At 49.9% G+C, this 19,072-nt stretch carries 18 protein-coding genes, 1 other RNA gene and 2 pseudogenes; 11 read left to right on the top strand and 10 right to left on the bottom strand.

Annotation, left to right across the window (positions count from 1 at the left end; translation table 11 throughout):
- Entirely contained in the window at positions 1-780 is a 780-nt protein-coding gene (locus tag ABLV76_RS02965) for a phytanoyl-CoA dioxygenase family protein (RefSeq protein WP_227514865.1), read from the bottom strand.
- Positions 781-820: 40 nt separating this feature from the next.
- Complete coding sequence (aroA, locus tag ABLV76_RS02960) at positions 821-2,170, bottom strand: 3-phosphoshikimate 1-carboxyvinyltransferase (RefSeq protein ID WP_032426136.1); 1,350 nt, start codon at positions 2,168-2,170, stop codon at positions 821-823.
- Positions 2,171-2,888: 718 nt separating this feature from the next.
- Between aroA and ABLV76_RS02955 the strand changes: the two genes are divergently transcribed.
- The 6 genes and pseudogenes from ABLV76_RS02955 to ABLV76_RS02930 all read left to right on the top strand — a co-directional run.
- Positions 2,889-3,464: a TetR/AcrR family transcriptional regulator gene (locus ABLV76_RS02955; RefSeq protein ID WP_043521391.1), complete on the top strand. Its 576-nt coding sequence runs from the start codon at positions 2,889-2,891 to the stop codon at positions 3,462-3,464.
- 181 nt (positions 3,465-3,645) lie between these two features.
- Positions 3,646-4,710: an iron-containing redox enzyme family protein gene (locus ABLV76_RS02950; protein ID WP_348878176.1), complete on the top strand. Its 1,065-nt coding sequence runs from the start codon at positions 3,646-3,648 to the stop codon at positions 4,708-4,710.
- A 596-nt stretch (positions 4,711-5,306) separates the two neighbouring features.
- Complete coding sequence (locus tag ABLV76_RS02945; RefSeq protein ID WP_043521393.1) at positions 5,307-6,164, top strand: phytanoyl-CoA dioxygenase family protein; 858 nt, start codon at positions 5,307-5,309, stop codon at positions 6,162-6,164.
- Position 6,165: 1 nt separating this feature from the next.
- On the top strand, positions 6,166-7,545 hold the full coding sequence (locus ABLV76_RS02940; protein ID WP_348878175.1) for an MFS transporter: 1,380 nt from the start codon (positions 6,166-6,168) through the stop codon (positions 7,543-7,545).
- 44 nt (positions 7,546-7,589) lie between these two features.
- On the top strand, positions 7,590-8,285 hold the full coding sequence (locus tag ABLV76_RS02935) for an alpha/beta hydrolase (protein WP_004205784.1): 696 nt from the start codon (positions 7,590-7,592) through the stop codon (positions 8,283-8,285).
- A 26-nt stretch (positions 8,286-8,311) separates the two neighbouring features.
- Positions 8,312-8,570: pseudogene (locus ABLV76_RS02930) on the top strand (transposase); the annotation flags it as partial.
- 123 nt (positions 8,571-8,693) lie between these two features.
- On the opposite strand, the pseudogene ABLV76_RS02925 reads toward ABLV76_RS02930, so the two are convergent.
- The 3 genes and pseudogenes from ABLV76_RS02925 to smpB form a co-directional block, all read right to left on the bottom strand.
- Positions 8,694-8,885 (bottom strand): annotated as a pseudogene (locus tag ABLV76_RS02925) (integrase arm-type DNA-binding domain-containing protein); the annotation flags it as partial.
- A gap of 160 nt (positions 8,886-9,045) precedes the next feature.
- Positions 9,046-9,408, bottom strand: a transfer-messenger RNA (tmRNA) gene (gene ssrA, locus ABLV76_RS02920).
- A 146-nt stretch (positions 9,409-9,554) separates the two neighbouring features.
- Complete coding sequence (gene smpB / locus ABLV76_RS02915; protein WP_002914164.1) at positions 9,555-10,037, bottom strand: SsrA-binding protein SmpB; 483 nt, start codon at positions 10,035-10,037, stop codon at positions 9,555-9,557.
- Positions 10,038-10,186: 149 nt separating this feature from the next.
- Between smpB and ABLV76_RS02910 the strand changes: the two genes are divergently transcribed.
- Positions 10,187-10,624, top strand: coding sequence for a type II toxin-antitoxin system RatA family toxin (locus tag ABLV76_RS02910; protein WP_348878174.1), 438 nt, complete (start codon positions 10,187-10,189; stop codon positions 10,622-10,624).
- Positions 10,614-10,904: an RnfH family protein gene (locus ABLV76_RS02905; protein ID WP_194417828.1), complete on the top strand. Its 291-nt coding sequence runs from the start codon at positions 10,614-10,616 to the stop codon at positions 10,902-10,904. The genes ABLV76_RS02910 and ABLV76_RS02905 overlap by 11 nt, the downstream gene beginning before the upstream one ends.
- Before the next feature lie 69 nt (positions 10,905-10,973).
- Here ABLV76_RS02905 and bamE read toward each other — a convergent pair whose 3' ends face one another.
- The 3 genes from bamE to nadK form a co-directional block, all read right to left on the bottom strand.
- Positions 10,974-11,315 carry an outer membrane protein assembly factor BamE gene (gene bamE / locus ABLV76_RS02900; protein ID WP_004206850.1) on the bottom strand — a complete coding sequence of 114 codons (342 nt, stop codon included), beginning with the start codon at positions 11,313-11,315 and terminating at the stop codon, positions 10,974-10,976.
- Between the two features lie 146 nt (positions 11,316-11,461).
- Positions 11,462-13,123: a DNA repair protein RecN gene (gene recN, locus ABLV76_RS02895; protein WP_004206849.1), complete on the bottom strand. Its 1,662-nt coding sequence runs from the start codon at positions 13,121-13,123 to the stop codon at positions 11,462-11,464.
- Between the two features lie 86 nt (positions 13,124-13,209).
- A complete protein-coding gene (gene nadK, locus ABLV76_RS02890; RefSeq protein WP_002914158.1) occupies positions 13,210-14,088 on the bottom strand; it encodes an NAD(+) kinase in 879 nt (292 codons plus the stop codon).
- 124 nt (positions 14,089-14,212) lie between these two features.
- Between nadK and grpE the strand changes: the two genes are divergently transcribed.
- Positions 14,213-14,803 carry a nucleotide exchange factor GrpE gene (grpE, locus tag ABLV76_RS02885; RefSeq protein WP_004174800.1) on the top strand — a complete coding sequence of 197 codons (591 nt, stop codon included), beginning with the start codon at positions 14,213-14,215 and terminating at the stop codon, positions 14,801-14,803.
- 119 nt (positions 14,804-14,922) lie between these two features.
- Here the strand turns inward: grpE and ABLV76_RS02880 are convergent, their stop codons facing one another.
- Both ABLV76_RS02880 and ABLV76_RS02875 read right to left on the bottom strand, forming a co-directional pair.
- Positions 14,923-16,209, bottom strand: coding sequence for an HlyC/CorC family transporter (locus tag ABLV76_RS02880; protein ID WP_004149392.1), 1,287 nt, complete (start codon positions 16,207-16,209; stop codon positions 14,923-14,925).
- A 19-nt stretch (positions 16,210-16,228) separates the two neighbouring features.
- The gene (locus ABLV76_RS02875) at positions 16,229-17,020 is read right to left on the bottom strand and encodes an inner membrane protein YpjD (protein ID WP_002914153.1); all 792 of its coding nucleotides are present in this window, start codon (positions 17,018-17,020) and stop codon (positions 16,229-16,231) included.
- A gap of 163 nt (positions 17,021-17,183) precedes the next feature.
- Between ABLV76_RS02875 and ffh the strand changes: the two genes are divergently transcribed.
- Positions 17,184-18,548 carry a signal recognition particle protein gene (ffh, locus tag ABLV76_RS02870; protein WP_002914152.1) on the top strand — a complete coding sequence of 455 codons (1,365 nt, stop codon included), beginning with the start codon at positions 17,184-17,186 and terminating at the stop codon, positions 18,546-18,548.
- Positions 18,549-18,807: 259 nt separating this feature from the next.
- Positions 18,808-19,056, top strand: coding sequence for a 30S ribosomal protein S16 (gene rpsP / locus ABLV76_RS02865; protein WP_002914149.1), 249 nt, complete (start codon positions 18,808-18,810; stop codon positions 19,054-19,056).
- Positions 19,057-19,072 lie beyond the last annotated feature (16 nt).

The following is a 19,072-nucleotide window of genomic DNA, read 5'->3' as shown; positions in this document are numbered from 1 at the left end:
TTATAAACCTATAAAGTGAATGTTTTGCCGCGTCATGCGAGACAGAGAATCCTGATGAAATGAGGTAGGGAATACCACGTTGGGCATATCCGCAAAATAGGGTTTAGGGCTTTTGGGAAGGTAATCGGAAACATGCATACTTCGTTCTGCACGCGCTCGAAGGTAGTCAAGATAAGGGCCGTTATGATCTTGAGAAGCGCTGACAGTCCATTGTAAAGCGAGTTTAGTGCTGTCCGGTGCCTTATCCGGATAGGTGCTTCTATGGGTAATACGATTATCCCAAAGCACTAAGTCTCCGGCTTTGCTCATAACAATTTTTTCGTATTCCTGCGAAGCTCTCAGCATATTTTCAATGACATTTTTATCAAGTCGATGGCTGGATGGTATTAACGTTATGCCACCTCCCAATTCAGGATCATTATCTTGTAAGTAAATGGCACATTGCATGAATTGTAAGGGAGATTCTGCGTTAATCACTTCCTGAGGAAGAAAGTAGGCGTCATTATGCCAGGGAATATACACGCTCTCGCGAATAGTAAAATTAGGGAAAAGCGAGAAGTTACGCCCAAAGAGTTCGCGAATTGCTGAAGTTATGTTTTCTTTCAATAACACATTGAAAATAGCAGGTTGATTTAAAATGTCCGTAGGCAACAACGTCGATAACCCTGAGCTTTCGGAGAGATGTTTATAACAGTCACGAATTGTTTGGATTTCATCGCTTCCAATTACCTGCGGAATGACAACATAGCCGTGCTGATGCATTTGCTCAATCATATTCATATTTTCCTCTCGACTAAAGGGGATCCCTCCCCGAACTAAATTAAATGGCTTCTTCTTTTTGCGGGATTTTTTCTTCAAATCTGACGCCCAATTGCTGGAATTCTTTAAAGAAGTCAGGGAAGGAGCAATGAACGTCTTCATACCCGTCCAGGCGATTAGCCTGCTTACAACGCAATGAGGCGACAAACAGTGACATGAATATGCGATGATCTCCCCAGCTGGAGAGTGAGCAATCACCGTTATAGTTGGCTGCACCCTGAATATCAAACCCATCATAAATGTCATTTTTATACAGAGGAGTGATATTTACTCCCAGCTTACTTAATTCACTCACCATCGCCTTAATACGTGGAGACTTATGCAGGCGAGTAATTGAACCACCTGTAATGCGGAAATTCCCATCGACAAAACTCCCGAGTGCAGCCAATGTCGGCACAATATTTGGGCAGTCACTCACATCGAACGCGAAGTTACCGCGTAAACGACCTGTCTTATTAATAAGACGTAATTCGTTTTGTTCATCGTTTCGGATAACTTGCAGCCCCATTTTTTCGACAAAATTAAGGATTGCCTGCTCACCTTGTAAGCTGTGACTGTTGATATTTTTAAGTGTTAGGTCACACGGGAACAAGGTTGAAGCAGCCACTAAATAGGAACAAGAGGTATAGTCCCCGGTGATCGTATATTCAGCAGGACGATATTCACCAGGGAATACTGTTATCTCGGAAAGGTCCGCATTATGTGAGAAGTGAATTCCAGCAGCTTTTAGCGTTGCGAGTGTCTGACGGATATAAGACAGAGAAAGAATCTCGCCTGTGATACGTAGCGTGGTACTGTGTTGAGCCAGCGGAGCGGCGAACAGGATTGCAGTGATAAATTGTGAGCTGATATTGCCCGCGATTTCACATTCACCTCCTGCATAACCTCCCCAATTAACAAAGGGGGCTTTACCATTCATATTGATACTGGAAACATTTCCTCCCAGTATGTTAATGGCATCCAGCAATGGTTCCATCACACGCGTTCTAAGAATGGTGTCACCCGTAATAACAGCCGGTTTATTGCTAAAGCATGTCAGAGCAGTCAACACGCGGAATACTAACCCTGAGCCCAGTGCATCAATGACTTTTTCTTCAGGAGATATTTTACCACCGGTTCCATAAATAATAAGACGACCAGGCTCTTCGATAATTTTTGCACCGATACTTCGGCATGCATCTTTCATGGTACTGGTCTCCAGACAACGAAGATCGTTGTAGATAACAGACTTACCATTAGCCAATGTTGCAGCAAGTATTGCTCTCTGAGTCTCAGGTTTTGACGATGGTATCCAGGCTGAATGCAGAATATGGTTTGTCGGTTCCACCACCAGATAGTTAACTGACGACATGATATCTCCTTGCATAATAATATTGCTGACAAGCAAAATGCTCGCCAGATTTTGTAAGATTAAGATAAGGACTGCGTCGATAGTGAATAGGGCTGTTTTCTTACACCTCTCTCCTTTTTCAATGTCTATAGCATGCAGGCTTGTTGTTTAACCAGAGATTCGGCTGTAAGCCTGCCCCAATGCATGTTTTTACCTGCCATTGATACTGGTAAGAAAACATAACATCACTTTTTATTTACTGTTTGGTATATCTGTGTAAATTTACATTTATTTAGCAATGTGGTAATTAACTTATTGATTTAAATTGATAAATAATATGTGTAATTTTGTGTAAATTGTAAGATAAATGTTAACAATGATAAAAGTATACTGTATAGTAAATGTATGGATGATCAGTTCGTTGAGTATGATTTCATGGCTGCAGAAGAAGCCGAGACGGGGAGTCATCGCCATTCTTATTCTGTCTGCACCCTGCAGGCGGGGTAGGCGTTGTGCTATATATGTGTCCTCCCCGTGAAAATGTCAGCAGTACCGGAACATATGTTTACTATTGAAATGATGACGTTGAAAACAGGAGGAAAAGTGTCAGTCCAGTTTGAAGAGTGGCATCACTGTACGGGCCTGGCCCTTGTTTTGCTTGTAAATTGGCACAGGTAACCTGTTTTCCTATATACTAAAAATATCGCAATAATCACAGTAACCGTGCGGATATGCAGTAATGAAACCAAAATATCATGAAATTATTAATTTATCGTCTCAATTTTTTAATCGAGAAGGTTTCCTTAATCCTAGTATCGATCGTATTGCAGAAGCGGCTGGCATCTCAAAAATGACTTTTTATCGTTATTTTGAAGATAAAGAAGCACTGATTAAGGCTGTTCTCGAAGAGAAACATAATACGTTCATACTGGAGCTGAAATCTTTAATTGCGGAAAACGAAACAGCCAAAGATAAGCTATTCACAATATTTGATTTTTATCAAAATTGGTTTGCCAGAGAAAGTTTTCATGGTTGTATGTTCACTCGGGCAGTTGTTGAACTCGGAAATACAATGCCAGCCTTGAAGAGCATTACCTTTGATTTTAAGAGCGGTCTATATCGGCTAATACAGGAGATTTTACTGGATTATTTTAGCCCAATAAAATCTGAGAGAGTCGCTTTTGTCATTCTGATGTTGATCGATGGTGCGATATCCGTTAGTCAGACAATGGATAAAGAGATTCGCGAGTTCCCTCCGGCCATGTCTGCATGGGCAGCAGCCAAAACTATAATTGCTGCTGAAAAAGGGGATTAATAACAAAATGCTCCAGGTGGTATGCATACTTAAACGATGACTTACGGGCACGGCACAAGGATCCGTAGCGTAAAATTATCCAAAAATTAACAATAATGATACTATCACGTAACATTTGTGTTGCGTGATGGAGGTAATGGCGATAGAGTGAAAATCCCATCACAACGAAGGTTTTGAAACGATGAGCCTGGATGAATATTTACCGACGATTAACAGCAAAGATGCCGGACGAGAGGACAATGGTTGCCTCGATGAGCTTTTCTTCAGTCTGATTGAATCGACAGCGTTGCATCTGGATGTAGCAGGCAAAGAAGGACCATTTGAGCAGTTAGTTGCCTTAGCAAAAAAACGGTGCGATGAGGCGTTTATCTTCCGGTCTACTGAGGCATTACGTCAAATTCATCAGACACTTTTTTACTCTTATCGGGCAAATTTGGCCGAGCCCCTCTCTAATTTTAGCCTGAATCAATACCATCCAGTATTGCTGCATGTACGTCACTTACTTGAATCACGCTGGCTTGATTCAGAAACAAAACGCTGCCCTCCATGTTTAAATACTTTAACGCCTGATAATATCGGCGCTGAAATAAAAAACTTATGGAGCTGTCATAAGGTATCTGAACATCCTCTTTTTGATTTTCTTGAAAGTGAAGCGAATAATCAGCAGTTGTATTATTTTTTTAAAAGTGACAGTGCATTAAATCTTCTTTTTTTTGATTTAGTAGCGATGACTCTGGTTGGATCTGTTCCCGAAACGCGTGGTGAAATAAGTCAAAATTTGTGGGATGAAATTGGCCAGGGCAGTAATGACTTTACGCACGTCAATCTATATAAAGACCTCCTTAAAAGACGAGACATCGATTTACCTGAAGACCACTTCAGCCATCTCTATGACTGGCAAGGTTTGGCCGGACATAACCTCTTTATGATGGGAGGCGTCACTCGTCGTCATTATTATAAATTGGTTGGTATGATGGCTATGACAGAACTTCTCGACCCGTCACAATATAAAAAATTGGTCAATGGAAGTCACCGCCTGGGACTTTCTGAACGTGATGTCTATTATTACGCGGAACATATTAGAGTCGATATTGGTCATGCAGATGGCTGGCTTAATAAGGTCATCGAGCCTGTCGCTCGTCGTAACCCAGAGTCGCTCGAAGAAATCTACTTTGGCGCGCAGCTCCGTCTGCAAACGTGCCAGGATTACTACGATAATTTGCTGGATACGTTGCGCAGAATTTAAGTGCGTCTCTCCGGCAAGCTGCAGTATGCCGGAGTTAAATTTTCATACTCGTGATCTCCTCCGCCTTTAGCCTGTCGCGTAATGTGTTGATCTGCAATAGGTCGATGCTGCCAGGGGTTTCCATAGATCCAATTTCCTCAATTTGATACTGATGACGGTCATACATGTTACTGGTGAGTCCCTGATCTCTTTGCCATGTACACAGAAACGTCTGCCCAACGGGGGAATTGAAAGAACCGAAAACTGTACTTAGTGGTAAGATTTATGCTTTGTGATAGCGTGGATTGGCAGTTCATTTGGCATTAATTTTATCAGCAGTAACGATATTGCGTAAGGGTATTTGTTTATCCTATTGATTTTATTTGATATATTAATGTGTATTTTTGGTTAAAAAATTGTTGGCCATTTGTTTTTGGTGGTGTAGGTTTTGTTACTAGTTGGTAACTTTTAGCTGTCGGATATACTGGTATTTTCCAATTGTTGGCTGAAGAGTAAAAGCTCAGTAATAGAAGTTGAGCGTTTACAAAAGAATTTATCTGCAATCAGCCTGGTTCAATGAAGGTTTAAACAAACAAATTTTAGCAAGGGGGAGTAGAATGATAGACGCTGCTGATATTAAATTTTACCATGACAATGGTTATATGCTGGTAAAAAAACTTTTTGGTCAAGATAAAATCACGAAGGGACTTATAGCAATTGATGAAATATTATTACGTAATGATGCCGATAAAAATTCTGAGAAAGAGCCAAAAGATAGCACCGTTGTGAGACGTATCTGGTCTCCGACACAAAAACATGAAACATTTGTGGAATTGGCAGAGGATAAACAGTTACTTGATGTCGTGCAGAGCTTAATTGGTGAAAATATCTTATTTCACTACAGCAAGCTGAATATGAAAGGCCCACGGGTTGGGAGTATAGTGGAATGGCACCAGGATTTTTCATATTACCCACACACCAATACTGACTTATTGACGGCCTTGATTTTTCTGGATGATGCAAATAAAGAGAACGGTTGCTTGCGGGTTATTCCTGGCTCTCATAGAAAAGGCCTTTTATCGCATAATATTGACGGGTTCTTTCGGGGAAAACTCTCTGATGTTGATGAAGAGGATGCAGTTTTTATAGAGGCGGAAGCGGGTGATGTGCTATTTCTTCACTGCCTCTGCATGCATGCCTCTGCGGTGAATAGCTCACCTGTTCCGCGGCGTACCTTTCTACCTGCATATCGTAGTGCTGATGCTTTTCCAATCTATTTCGGCCCCCACGCAGCACATAACGAGGCAGGAATAAAACTACTTCGTGGACAGGTATCGAGACAAGCTAGAGTTGATAGTGGCATTCACTACTTACCTATTGCCAAATCCGAATTTGGTTCTATTTACGAGGTGCAAGAAGGATCTCACGAAAGTAAATCTGTTGATGCAATGAAAAAATCAGGTTACGCCGTCTAACATGCAAAAAAACGCTGAGGTTACTTATAAATGGCGATTGTCATTAGTCGCCATTTCTATTGTTATCTGTATGGCGACAATAGATACCGCTATAGTCAATACGGCGCTTCCGGTTATTTCGCGGGAACTAGGTTCAAATCCTTCCAGCGCAGTATGGATTATTAATGCATATCAAATGATTATGATATCTATGCTACTGCCCTTAGCTTCGCTTGGCGAAGTTATTGGATATCGTAGAGTATATATAACTGGACTTAGCGTCTTTCTTGTCTCATCATTAATGTGTGGCCTGTCAAATAGTCTGTTTTTTTTGATACTTTCACGTTCATTGCAAGGATTCGGCGCGGCAGCGATTATGAGTGTTAATACCGCACTTATTAAATTCATCTACCCCCAAAATAAACTGGGTCAAGGGTTAGGTTTTAATGCACTAATTGTTGCTGTTTCGTTCACTATCGCGCCATTGGTTTCTGCTGCGATTTTATCCATTGCTCGCTGGGAATGGCTGTTTTTTATTAATATCCCTGTTGGTTGTATGGCTCTGATACTCTCAGTCATTTATTTGCCTAAGGAGCAACACAACGACCATTTGCCAGTAACGAAATTTGATTGGTTCGCAGCAATGCTTTGCTTTCTGTTATTTTTATTCTTTATTCTGGGGTTTGGAGAGCTAACTCATCAAGGGTATTGGCCGGTGGTATTACTTGAGTGGTCAGTCACCCTTGTTTTTTCCATCCTACTCGCATACAAACAATCAACGCATCCCTCACCCATATTAGCTATCGACCTGCTGAAGTCTGCTAACCTTCTACTCTCTTCTCTTACTTCAATATGTGCTTTTACCGTCCAGGGATTAGCATTTGTTTCATTGCCATTTCTGTTTCTAACGGTATTACATAAAAATCAAATTGAGACAGGGTTACTTATCACCCCCTGGTCTGCGATGGTCGCGGTTATGGCACCAATTGCAGGGCGACTTTCTGACCGTTATAAAAGTGAAATTCTCAGCGGTGCCGGTCTACTTATTCTAATGGGAGGAATGGTCTCTCTCGCAATGGTATCAGACTCCTCCTTTATGTTTGGCACAGGAGTCAAAATGGCGATTTGTGGCATTGGATTCGGCTTGTTTCAGTCACCGAACCTGCGGGCTATAATGGGCTCCGTACCAGCCGCCAGAAGTGGAAGCGCAAGCGGTATTGTCGCTATATCCCGATTGCTTGGTCAAACGTTTGGCGCTGGGCTTGTCGCACTGTGCCTAAGTATATTTCCAGGCGAAAACATAACAATTGTACTCTGGATAGGCGGTGGTGTTGCAATGGGTGGGTTTATTATTTGTACTCTCCGCTGGGTGCTTAGCCTAAATCGTGAGGTGATAAAATAAAGCCAACAACTTTGATACTAAGCATGAAATTTTGGGGGGGCGGCATGAATTTTGTATTAATACCCGGGTTTATGACTGACCGGGCCTTATGGCGCGATATGGAAGAGAGTATTCGTTCTCTGGGAGAAATTATCTATGGTGATTTATCCTATGGACAGAGCCTACAAGAGATGGCGCTGAGTAATATTGCTGTATTACCAGATCGGTTTATTTTGGTTGGATTTTCTTTAGGCGGCTATGTTGCGCGCTGGATAGCATCGCTGGTCCCGGAAAGGATTGATGCAATGATATTGATTGCCTCTTCAAATAAACCCGATGACGTTAATCTCATGACTGCGAAACACCTAACAGCAAAAATGGTCAATACCGTATCTTTTGGCGGTCTGAGTACGGCGACGATACGCTCATCGCTGCATGATTCAAATAAAAAGAATACAACGCTAATTGAGTTTATTCGTGCGATGAGCCTGAGATTAGGTCCGGATGTTTTTGTTCGACAATTGCAGTTACAGCGTAACAGCCCAGTCAGTTTGACAGGAACTGTTAATTTTCCCGTATTGATAGTGGCTTCTGCCAGTGACGAGCTCAGAACACTCTCTGAGGCTGAGGCGCTGCATTCTGACTATCCTGCATCAGTATTACATGTTATTGAGAATGCTGGCCATATGCTGCCTCTTGAGCAACCTGACAAACTAATGCAGGTAATAAAAGAGTGGCTTCACGATACGGGGATAATCTAACTGAGGCGTGCTTTGGATTTGCAGGAAAAATGCTGGACAAGTGGGGATATGAAAGGGGGGCCGTATAGACTTTCCCGGCCGGGATCTCCGACGGACAATGCCATAGTGGGGTCGTTCAATGGCAGGCTGCGACAGGAATGTCTGAACGAGAACGGGTTCATGTCTCTGGAGGAAGCACGGTGCAAAATCAAGGACTGGCGCATACACTATTATAACCAGAGGCGTCCCCATTCTGCACTGGGCTGGATGACGTCATCCGAATTCACTGAGAAGACTGCCGGTTAGCAGAATATACAGCCAACATGAAGCCGGTAATTCCTGATTACGACTGGATCATATTCGGGGTCAGGCTCATATGAAGACATAACTAATATCGATGTGCATTAATCAACGGGGTGCAGGTCAAAAAGGGTAAGCAGCGATACTTTGTTTAGTTCTCTGCTTTGTTAAAGGCCGATGATAACAAAACTGCCAGAGTTTGCTTCCACCGGACTTGATAAGCAACGTCAACCCTGCATCATCGTATATCTGGTAATCGGTATCTTTAGGTTTGGCGGCTTTGAACTCCGTATCGGTTAACGGCTTGGTTTATCTTGCCATGGGGAGTCTCCATGCGTTTAGGCCTAAAAGGTTCGGATTTAATGAGTTTTCTTCGGACTTCGCGGGACAAATTGCAGACACAAAAAAGCCCGCAGGGCTTACGCCGTGCGGGCTCTCAGGACTTCATCGGATGACTCTGGTAATCACCGATGGAGAATTTTGGTGGAGCTGGCGGGAGTTGAACCCGCGTCCGAAATTCCTACATCCTCGGCACTACATGCTTAGTCAGTCTTTACATTCGCTTGCCAGCTGCGGACAGACACGCCACTAACAAACTAGCCTGATTAGATTTAACGCTTCAACCCCAGGCAGGGCATCCACGCGATCTCTTTTGGGTTTGACCTCTCTTTGATCCCCGTCTTAAGAGCGGAAGCTAGGGAGAGAGGGCTCAGAGCAGGTTATTAAGCTGCTAAAGCGTAGTTTTCGTCGTTTGCGACTATTTTTTGCGGCTTTTTACGAGGCCAACCGCCCCTCGGCATGCACCTTGGGTTTCGCAAATCCCGTCGAATCCAGAATCAGCCCCAATGTGTAGGTCAAGTATAACAGATTTGTGAATGTCGTTACCAGCCCCATCACGCAGGATTCTTTCAGCAGGGGTGGACGAAAAAGCAGCATCAACAAGGATATAGCGTAAGGGCCAGCGAAAGCTGGCCCTCAGGGGAGGGGAAATTAACGTCCGGCGTGCTTCATAATACGCGCCTTATCCAGCGCCCATTCACGATCCTTCAGGTCGGTACGCTTGTCGTGCTGTTTCTTACCTTTGGCGACGCCGATTTTCACTTTGCACCAGGCGTTCTTCCAGTACAGCGACAGGGCGACAACGGTATAACCTTCGCGGTTAATACGGCCGTACAGCGTGTCGAGTTCGCGCTGGTTGAGCAGCAGCTTACGGGTGCGCGTCGGGTCGCAGACATAGTGGGTGGAAGCCACGGCCATGGGCGTAAAGTTGGCGCCGAACAGGAAGGCTTCGCCATCCTTCAGGATGACATAGCTATCGCCGATGTTGGCTTTGCCTGCACGCAGGGATTTGACTTCCCAGCCCTGCAGGGCGAGACCAGCCTCGTATTCATCCTCGATAAAGTATTCGTGACGGGCGCGTTTATTCAGCGCAATGGTGGCTGATCCAGGTTTGTGGGCTTTTTTCTTAGTCATAATGTCCTGAAGTCATCGTCTTATACACAGTTACCTCGATCGCATCCTGCGAGGTGTACTGCGCATCTTAGCACGAGTTGCGGCACAGCGTTTTTTTTAGCAGCAGATAAATGATATTATTTGCACTGTGTTTAAATGTGGAACCTGCTATGCCTCAGATTAGCCGTACTGCGCTGGTGCCTTTCAGCGCGGAACAGATGTATCAACTGGTAAACGATGTGAAGTCCTATCCTGATTTTCTGCCAGGCTGCACCGGTAGCCGCGTGCTGGAAATGGGGCCGACGCAAATGACGGCGGCGGTTGATGTGTCCAAAGCCGGCATCAGTAAGACCTTCACCACACGCAATACACTGACCAGCAACCAGAGCATTTTGATGAGCCTGGTGGATGGCCCGTTCAAGAAGCTGATTGGCGGCTGGAAGTTTATTCCGCTGAGCCCGGAGGCGTGCAAAATCGAATTCCATCTCGATTTCGAGTTTACCAATAAACTGATTGAGATGGCTTTTGGTCGGATCTTCAAAGAGCTGGCCGCTAACATGGTGCAGGCGTTCACTTCGCGCGCCAAAGAGGTTTACAGTGCCGGCTAATATTCGTGTTGAAGTCGCCTACGCACTGCCTGAAAAGCAGTATCTGCAGCGGGTCACCCTGGACGAGGGGGCGACGGTCGAGCAGGCGATTATCGCCAGCGGTCTGCTGGCGCTGCGTGATGACATCGATCTGGCGAAAAACAAGCTGGGTATCCACAGTCGTCCGGTTAAGCTGCACGACGAAGTCCATGACGGCGACCGGGTGGAAATCTATCGTCCGCTGATCGCAGATCCAAAAGAGCTGCGTCGCCAGCGGGCGGAGAAAAACGCCGCGAAGTAACCCGCAGCAACAGACCGGCTATCGGCCATAAAAAAAGCGCTCACTGAGCGCTTTTTGCTTTTCCGGGCCTTACTGACTGGTCAGCGCGGGCTTGTTATCAATGTTGGTTAACACGCCGCCATTGTTGAAGGTCAGGGTCAGGGTCTGCTGAGTCACTTTCTCGTGGCCCGGCTCCTGACGGAATACATAGAACCAGGTGTTGGTGCCGAACGGATCCGACATCATTGGCGTTCCGAGAGCATAAGCAACCTGCTGTTGCGTCATACCGACACGAATTTTTGCTACATCGTTAGGTGCCAGATAGTTACCCTGGTTGATGTCAGGACGGTAAACCACTCGTTCCAGAGTGGAACAGCCTGCGGTCAACATAAGAAGAACCGCTGCGGCAGCAGTCAGCGTTTTACAGCGCATAGTGATTTGATTCCTTTTTGGGCCCGAGCAGTACGTGGCTCATCTGTAATATGCCGATAATAATAGACCTTCGCGCCGATGGAAACCTCCGGCTGCGGTCAGCAGGCAATTTGCTGTTCACTATGACCCTGTGAAAATCAAAAAGTTTACGCCGCAAGCAACTCTTTCGCGTTTGCCAGGGTGTTGCGCGTGACCTCGCTGCCGCCCAGCAGGCGAGCCAACTCCTGCAGACGAGCACGCTTATCCAGCGGCTGCATATGGGTTTCGGTCATCTCGCCATCGGTCTCTTTGCAGACAAAGAAATGATGGTGGCCGCAGCCTGCGACCTGCGGCAGGTGGGTCACGCACATCACCTGCGTGGACTCGCCCAGCTGGCGCAGCAGCTTGCCGACCACGGCAGCGGTCGGGCCACTGATGCCGACGTCCACTTCGTCGAAGATGAGCGCCGGGGTTTCCATTTTACGCGCGGTGATCACCTGAATCGCCAGCGCAATACGCGACAACTCGCCGCCAGAGGCCACTTTCGCGATCGGCTGCAGCGGCTGACCCGGGTTAGTGGTGACGCGGAACTCAATATGATCGGCGCCGTCGGCGGTGAGATGGCGTTCATCAAAAGCGACCTCAATCGCGAAGACCCCATGCGGCATCGAAAGTGAGTGCATACTCTCGGTGATAAGCTGGGTCAGCTCGTCGGCGCTGGCCTGGCGCAGGGCGTGCAGCTGGCGCGCGGTCTCCAGCGCCAGCTGATGATGTTCGACCACCTGCTGGCTGAGGGATTCCAGCGAGCCGGCGCTGTCGTCCAGCAGGCGCTGCTCTTCGAGCATCGCCTGATAAACCGCCGGCAGCTCTTCCGGCATCACCTGGTGTTTACGCGCCAGCGCGATTTGCCGGGAAATCCGCTGCTCAAGTTCGAACAGACGGTTCGGATCAAGGTCCAGACGGTCATGGTAGTGGCGCAGCTCGTCGCTGGCCTCGCTGAGCTGAATAGCCGCCTCTTCCAGCATATCCAGCACGCCGGAAAGCTTGCTGTCCATACCCACCAGCTCGCTGACCAGCTGCTTCGCGGTATAAAGCTGGCTCTGCAGATTGGCCTCTTCGCCGTCCGCCAGTACCGTAAGGGCGTGCTGGCAGGTGCTGAGCAGCTGGCCGCTGTTGGCCAGGCGCTTGTACTCTTCGTCAATCTGCTCAAACTCTCCCGCCAGCGGGTTAAATTCGTTCAGTTCTTTAAGCTGGTACTGCAGCAGATCGGCGCGGGCGGCGCGCTCCTGGCTCTGCTGCTGATGCTGGGCCAGCTCGCGGCAGCTCTGGTGCCACTGGCGATAGTGCTCGGCCATACGCTGAGTGAGCGCATACTCACCGGTATAGCCGTCGAGCAGCGTTTTCTGGTGTTCGGGTTTGGTCAACAGCTGGTGCGCATGCTGGCCATGGATCTGGATCAGCAGCTGGCCCAGCTCGCGCAGCTGCGAGAGCGGGACGGCGGTGCCGTTGATGAAGCCGCGCGAGCGGCCGTCGGCGCTGATCACCCGGCGAAGTAAACACTCACGCCCGCTTTCCAGCTGGTTCTCTTCCAGCCAGCGCTGGGCGGCCGGGGTATCTTTCAGCGCGAAGCGCGCGCACAGGTCGGCACGGGTAGCGCCGCGACGCACCATGTCGGCTTCCGCTCTGCCGCCGAGGCACAGCCCCAGCGCGTCGATGGCAATGGATTTCCCGGCGCCGGTTTCCCCGGTGATGGCGGTCATACCGCTGTGGAAATCAATTTCCAGTTCACGAACGATAGCAAAATTACTGATGGTGAGTTGCGCCAACATAGCTGCCTTCCTGTATGAAAAACCAATACTGTGTTTTCGTACAGTATAGACTGGTTTTTTATCCAGTAAAGAGGCAGCGATGTAAATCAGAACAATTTTTTCGACCAGCCGAGCTTGGTGCTTAATGTATTGAAATAGCTGTAGTCTTTGGGATGAATCAGATTGAGGTGGTAATCGCAGCGGCGGATGAGGACATCTTCGCCATCCTGGATCGGCAGGGCAATCTGACTGTCGCAGCTGATCTCCAGATCGCTGCAGCGGTGAGAGAAGCGCAGGCGGATGGTGCTGTCGCCGTTGATCACCAGCGGTCGCGCCGAGAGGGTGTGCGGGAACATCGGCACCAGGGTGATGGCGTCCAGCGACGGGGTGAGGATCGGGCCGCCGGCCGACAGCGAATAGGCTGTGGAGCCGGTCGGGGTGGATATTATCAGGCCATCGGAGCGCTGGGAGAAGGCGAAGACTTCATCGATATAGACTTCGAACTCAATCATATGCGCCACTTTGCCGGGGTGCAGCACCACTTCGTTGATGGCGGTGCTGATGCGTTTCTGGCAATCCTGCTGGCACACCTGGGCCTCCAGCAGAAAGCGTTTCTCGGCGATGTAGTGGCCTTCCAGCACGTCGGCGAGCTGCTGCAGGGCGTTGTCCGGGTCCAGGTCGGTGAGAAAGCCGAGGTTGCCGCGGTTAATGCCGATGACGTTAATGTCATAACGGGCCAGAGTCCGCGCCGCGCCGAGCATATTGCCGTCGCCGCCCACGACCACCGCGAGGTCGGCCTGTTGGCCAATCTCCGCCAGCGTGCCGGTTTTCACGTTGCTGAGCTGGAGTTCATGGGCGATCTGCTGTTCAACCAGCACTTCATACCCTTTGCTGCACAGCCAGCGCCAGAGCATTTCATGTGTGGTCAGGGCGGTGGGGTGACGAGGATGTCCCACAATGCCGATACACTTGAAATGGTTCTTCATGATCTGGATGTCCTTGCGTTAAATGAAATAGTGACAATCTGTCCGCTTCCCTTGAAACCCGGAAACTGATCCCCATAATAAGCGAAGTTAGCGAGATGAATGCGAAAAAAACGCGGAGAAATTCATGAGTAGTAAAGAACAGAAAACGCCTGAGGGGCAAGCCCCGGAAGAAATTATCACGGAGCAGCACGACGACGTTGAGGCGGTAGAGCCTGAAGTTTCGGCTGAGCAGGTGGATCCGCGCGATGAAAAAATTGCGAATCTGGAAGCCCAGCTGGCTGAAGCGCAGAAACGTGAACGTGAAGTGATGCTGCGTGCCAAAGCCGACGAAGATAACCTGCGTCGTCGTACCGAGCAGGATATCGAGAAAGCGCACAAATTCGCGCTGGAAAAATTCGTCAATGAACTGCTGCCGGTAATCGACAGCCTGGACCGCGCGCTGGAAGTGGCTGACAAGGCTAACCCGGAGCTGGCGCCGATGGTGGAAGGGATCGAACTGACCCTGAAATCTATGCTGGACGTAGTGCGTAAGTTCGGCGTGGAAGTGATCGCCGACACCAACGTTCCGCTGGATCCGAACGTCCACCAGGCCATTGCGATGGTCGAGTCTGAAGATGTGGCGGCGGGCAACGTGCTGGCCGTGATGCAGAAAGGTTATACCCTGAACGGCCGTACTATTCGCGCCGCGATGGTGACGGTAGCGAAAGCGAAATAACGCTTGCTGCCTTGCTCAACGGCTGCCTGCGGGCGGCCGTTTTTTGTGTCATCGCTCCCGGCGCGAGATAAAAAAACGGCGGGCCGCAGCCCACCGTGATATTACTTCCTTCGCTCGCGCTACTCCGCGACGCTCTCGCGTAATGATTTCACCGGCATCACTTTCACCTGTTTGATCATGTTGTCCTGCACGTCGAGGATATCTATATCGTACTGCTCAATGCGCACGCGGGTGCCCGGGACCGGGATCTCTTCCAGCGCTTCGAGGATAATACCGTTGACGGTGCGTGCTTCATCTTCCGGCAGGTGCCAGTTAAACGCTTTGTTGATTTCGCGAACGTTGGCGCTGCCGTCGATAATCACCGTGCCGTCGTTAAGCGGGGTCACTTCCTCCGCCAGGGTGGGTGACATGGAGGTGGTGAAGTCGCCGACAATCTCTTCAAGAATATCTTCTACGGTGACAAGCCCCTGAATATCGCCGTATTCATCGACCACCAGACCGACTTTCTTTTTATTGCGCTGAAATTTCACCAGCTGGGTGCTGAGCGGCGTGCCTTCCGGCACAAAGTAGATCTCATCTGCCGCCCGCAGCATGATCTCTTTTGTGAACTCTTTCTTCTCCGTCATCAGACGGTAGGCTTCGCGAACGCGCAGCATGCTGATGGCATCGTCCAGCGAATCGCGGTAGAGCACGATGCGGCCATGCGGGGAGTGGGTCAGCTGGCGGACGATAGATTTCCAGTCGTCATTGATGTCGATGCCGACAATCTCATTGCGCGGCACCATGATGTCGTTAACGCTGACCTTCTCCAGGTCCAGCACCGACAGCAGCATGTCCTGATTGCGTCGTGAGATTTGTGAACGGGATTCATTCACAATCGTGCGCAGTTCATCTTTGCTCAGGGCGCTGCTGATGACGGTATCGGTGCGGATGCCCATCATGCGCATCAGTATGCGGGTGATGGTATTCAGCAGCCACACCAGCGGCATCATCAGCACTTGCAGGGGCGCCAACAGGAAGCTGCTGGGGTAGGCAACTTTTTCCGGATAGAGGGCGGCGATGGTTTTCGGCAGGACTTCGGCAAATACCAGCACCACAAAGGTGAGTACGCCAGTGGCGATCGCGACGCCGGCATCGCCGTACAGGCGCATGCCGACGATGGTGCCCAGCGCCGAGGCGAGAATGTTGACAAGGTTATTACCGATGAGCACGAGACTAATCAGGCGGTCCGGCTTGCGCAGCAGCTTCTCCACGCGCTTGGCGGGGCGGTTGCCTTGTTTCGCCATATGACGCAGCCGGTAGCGGTTCAGCGTCATCATGCCGGTTTCGGAGCCGGAGAAATAGGCAGAGATAATCACCATGACGATCAGCGTTATGATCAGCGTGGTGGTGGAGATATGTTCCACGTAGGATTCCTTAAAAGACTTAGCTCACGAACTGTTGCAGCACGCGGCTACCAAAATAGGCCAGCGTCAGCAGACCGGCGCCAGCGACGCTGAACCAGACCACGCGACGTCCTCGCCACCCTTCATGATAGTGGCCCCACAGCAGGACGATATAGACGAACCACGCAATAATCGACAGCACCGCTTTATCAATGTTTTCGCTGCTGAACAGATTGTGCATATAGAACAGGCCGCTGCACAGCGTCAGAGTCAGCAGCACTACGCCGACCTGAGTAATGTGGAACATTTTGCGCTCAATGCTCATCAGCGGTGGCATTTCGCTGCTGAAGGCCAGCTTTTTGTTCTTTAACTGGTAGTCGATCCACGCCAGCTGTAGCGCATACAGCGCGGCAATGATCAGCGTGGCGTACGAGAAGAGCGACAGGCCGATATGCACCAGCATCCCCGGAGTGGTTTCCAGGTGGGTGATATATTCGTTAGGCACGAAGGTGGCGAAGGCCAGGTTGATCAGCGCGAAGGCATAGACGATAGGCAGCAGCAGCCAGCCGCGATTGCGCGAGGCCACGATAGTCATCACCGTACAGATCATCAGGCTCACCAGCGACCCGACGTTCAGTAAGCTGAGGTTTTGCCCGCTCTCGCCGCCGGGGAATATCCGTGCTTCCAGCGCAAAAGCATGGCAGATCAACGCGATAGTCGCAGATAAAATCGCCATTCGCCGCCAGCTGCTGTTTTTTTGCAGCAGGCCGGGGATAATCAGCGCGAGGCTGACGGAGTAGGCGACAAGGGCGAGTAGAGCAAAAACAGGCATAGGTGTCGGCTGTTGGCTAAATAAGAAAGAGAAGCAGTATAACGTCAGCAGGCCTCTGCTCCAACCGTTGCAGCACATTCAGATTGATGTCGTGTTATACTCCGCCACATTCGTTTTGTGTGTCGCTGCGGCGACCGACCGTTTCCACCTCAGGCGAGAGACAATGTTTGATAATTTAACCGATCGTTTGTCGCGTACGCTGCGCAACATTAGCGGCCGCGGACGCCTTACAGAAGACAATATTAAAGACACCCTGCGCGAAGTGCGCATGGCGCTGCTGGAAGCGGACGTTGCGCTTCCGGTGGTACGTGATTTCATCAGCCGCGTCAAAGAGAGCGCGGTCGGCCATGAAGTCAATAAAAGCCTGACCCCGGGTCAGGAGTTCGTCAAAATCGTCCGCAACGAGCTGGTGGCGGCGATGGGCGAAGAGAACCAGACCCTCGACCTGGCGGCGCAGCCGCCGGCGGTGGTGCTGATGGCGGGCCTGCAGGGTGCCGGTAAAACCACCAGCGTCGGTAAGCTGGGGAAATTCCTGCGCGAGAAGCATAAGAAGAAAGTGCTGGTGGTCTCCGCGGACGTTTACCGCCCGGCGGCGATCAAACAGCTGGAGACCCTGGCCGAGCAGGTCGGCGTCGACTTCTTCCCGTCCGACGTCGGGCAGAAGCCGGTTGATATCGTCAACGCGGCGCTGAAAGAAGCGAAGCTCAAATTCTACGACGTGCTGCTTGTGGATACCGCCGGTCGTCTGCACGTTGACGAAGCGATGATGGACGAAATTAAGCACGTCCACGCCGCCATTAATCCGGTTGAAACCCTGTTCGTCGTCGATGCGATGACCGGCCAGGATGCGGCGAATACCGCTAAAGCCTTTAACGAAGCGCTGCCGCTGACCGGCGTGGTGCTAACCAAAGTGGACGGCGACGCCCGCGGCGGCGCGGCGCTGTCGATTCGCCATATTACCGGTAAGCCGATTAAATTCCTCGGCGTCGGCGAGAAAACCGAAGCGCTGGAACCGTTCCATCCGGACCGCGTCGCCTCCCGCATCCTCGGCATGGGCGACGTGCTGTCGCTGATCGAAGATATCGAGAGTAAAGTCGACCGCGCGCAGGCCGAGAAGCTGGCCTCCAAGCTGAAGAAAGGCGACGGCTTCGACCTCACCGACTTCCTGGAGCAGCTGCGCCAGATGAAAAACATGGGCGGCATGGCCAGCCTGATGGGCAAGCTGCCGGGTATGGGCCAGATCCCGGACAACGTCAAAGCGCAGATGGACGACAAAGTGCTGGTGCGTATGGAAGCGATCATCAACTCGATGACCCTGAAAGAGCGCGCTAAGCCGGAAATCATCAAAGGTTCACGTAAGCGCCGTATCGCCGCCGGCTGCGGGATGCAGGTGCAGGATGTGAACCGTCTGCTCAAGCAGTTCGACGACATGCAGCGCATGATGAAGAAGATGAAGTCGAAAGGCGGCATGATGAAGATGATGCGCGGGATGAAAGGGATGATGCCTCCAGGTTTCCCGGGCCGTTAAAAACAAGGGCATAAGGCTATCTTGTTTGTCATTTTAGCGCAGAGGTGTGCGCGCCATCCTCACGTACGACGTGTACGTTCCGGTGGCTGCGCGCACGCCGGCAGCGAACTGACTGCACCGCCGACTGCCTTTTACAGCAGACTTATCAACTGCTGATTGCATTTTCCCCAGAAATCAGTAAAATTTTCGGGCTTTTAATATGACACCGGGCTCCGTTCCTCGATGGGGCCCGGTTGTTTTATTCACACAAGAGGATGTTATGGTAACTATTCGTTTAGCACGTCACGGCGCTAAAAAGCGTCCGTTCTACCAGGTTGTTGTCACCGACAGCCGTAATGCACGCAACGGTCGCTTCATCGAGCGCGTTGGTTTCTTCAACCCGATCGCTAACGGTGCGGAAGAAGAAACTCGCCTGGATCTGGATCGTATCGCTCACTGGGTTGGCCAGGGCGCTACTGTTTCCGATCGCGTTGCCGCGCTGATCAAAGCCGCTAACAAAGCAGCTTAATCTGTCACGGTGGTCA

The organism is Klebsiella sp. GB_Kp047 (assembly GCF_040065235.1).
GTDB lineage: Bacteria > Pseudomonadota > Gammaproteobacteria > Enterobacterales > Enterobacteriaceae > Klebsiella > Klebsiella quasipneumoniae.
This window is presented reverse-complemented; position numbering and strand designations above follow the sequence as displayed.

Coding starts and splice junctions, on each gene's coding strand:
- ABLV76_RS02965 (WP_227514865.1), bottom strand. CDS start 780: ATGAATATGATTGAGCAAATGCATCAGCACGGCTATGTTGTCATTCCG.
- aroA (WP_032426136.1), bottom strand. CDS start 2,170: ATGTCGTCAGTTAACTATCTGGTGGTGGAACCGACAAACCATATTCTG.
- ABLV76_RS02955 (WP_043521391.1), top strand. CDS start 2,889: ATGAAACCAAAATATCATGAAATTATTAATTTATCGTCTCAATTTTTT.
- ABLV76_RS02950 (WP_348878176.1), top strand. CDS start 3,646: ATGAGCCTGGATGAATATTTACCGACGATTAACAGCAAAGATGCCGGA.
- ABLV76_RS02945 (WP_043521393.1), top strand. CDS start 5,307: ATGATAGACGCTGCTGATATTAAATTTTACCATGACAATGGTTATATG.
- ABLV76_RS02940 (WP_348878175.1), top strand. CDS start 6,166: ATGCAAAAAAACGCTGAGGTTACTTATAAATGGCGATTGTCATTAGTC.
- ABLV76_RS02935 (WP_004205784.1), top strand. CDS start 7,590: ATGAATTTTGTATTAATACCCGGGTTTATGACTGACCGGGCCTTATGG.
- smpB (WP_002914164.1), bottom strand. CDS start 10,037: ATGACTAAGAAAAAAGCCCACAAACCTGGATCAGCCACCATTGCGCTG.
- ABLV76_RS02910 (WP_348878174.1), top strand. CDS start 10,187: ATGCCTCAGATTAGCCGTACTGCGCTGGTGCCTTTCAGCGCGGAACAG.
- bamE (WP_004206850.1), bottom strand. CDS start 11,315: ATGCGCTGTAAAACGCTGACTGCTGCCGCAGCGGTTCTTCTTATGTTG.
- recN (WP_004206849.1), bottom strand. CDS start 13,123: ATGTTGGCGCAACTCACCATCAGTAATTTTGCTATCGTTCGTGAACTG.
- nadK (WP_002914158.1), bottom strand. CDS start 14,088: ATGAAGAACCATTTCAAGTGTATCGGCATTGTGGGACATCCTCGTCAC.
- grpE (WP_004174800.1), top strand. CDS start 14,213: ATGAGTAGTAAAGAACAGAAAACGCCTGAGGGGCAAGCCCCGGAAGAA.
- ABLV76_RS02875 (WP_002914153.1), bottom strand. CDS start 17,020: ATGCCTGTTTTTGCTCTACTCGCCCTTGTCGCCTACTCCGTCAGCCTC.
- ffh (WP_002914152.1), top strand. CDS start 17,184: ATGTTTGATAATTTAACCGATCGTTTGTCGCGTACGCTGCGCAACATT.
- rpsP (WP_002914149.1), top strand. CDS start 18,808: ATGGTAACTATTCGTTTAGCACGTCACGGCGCTAAAAAGCGTCCGTTC.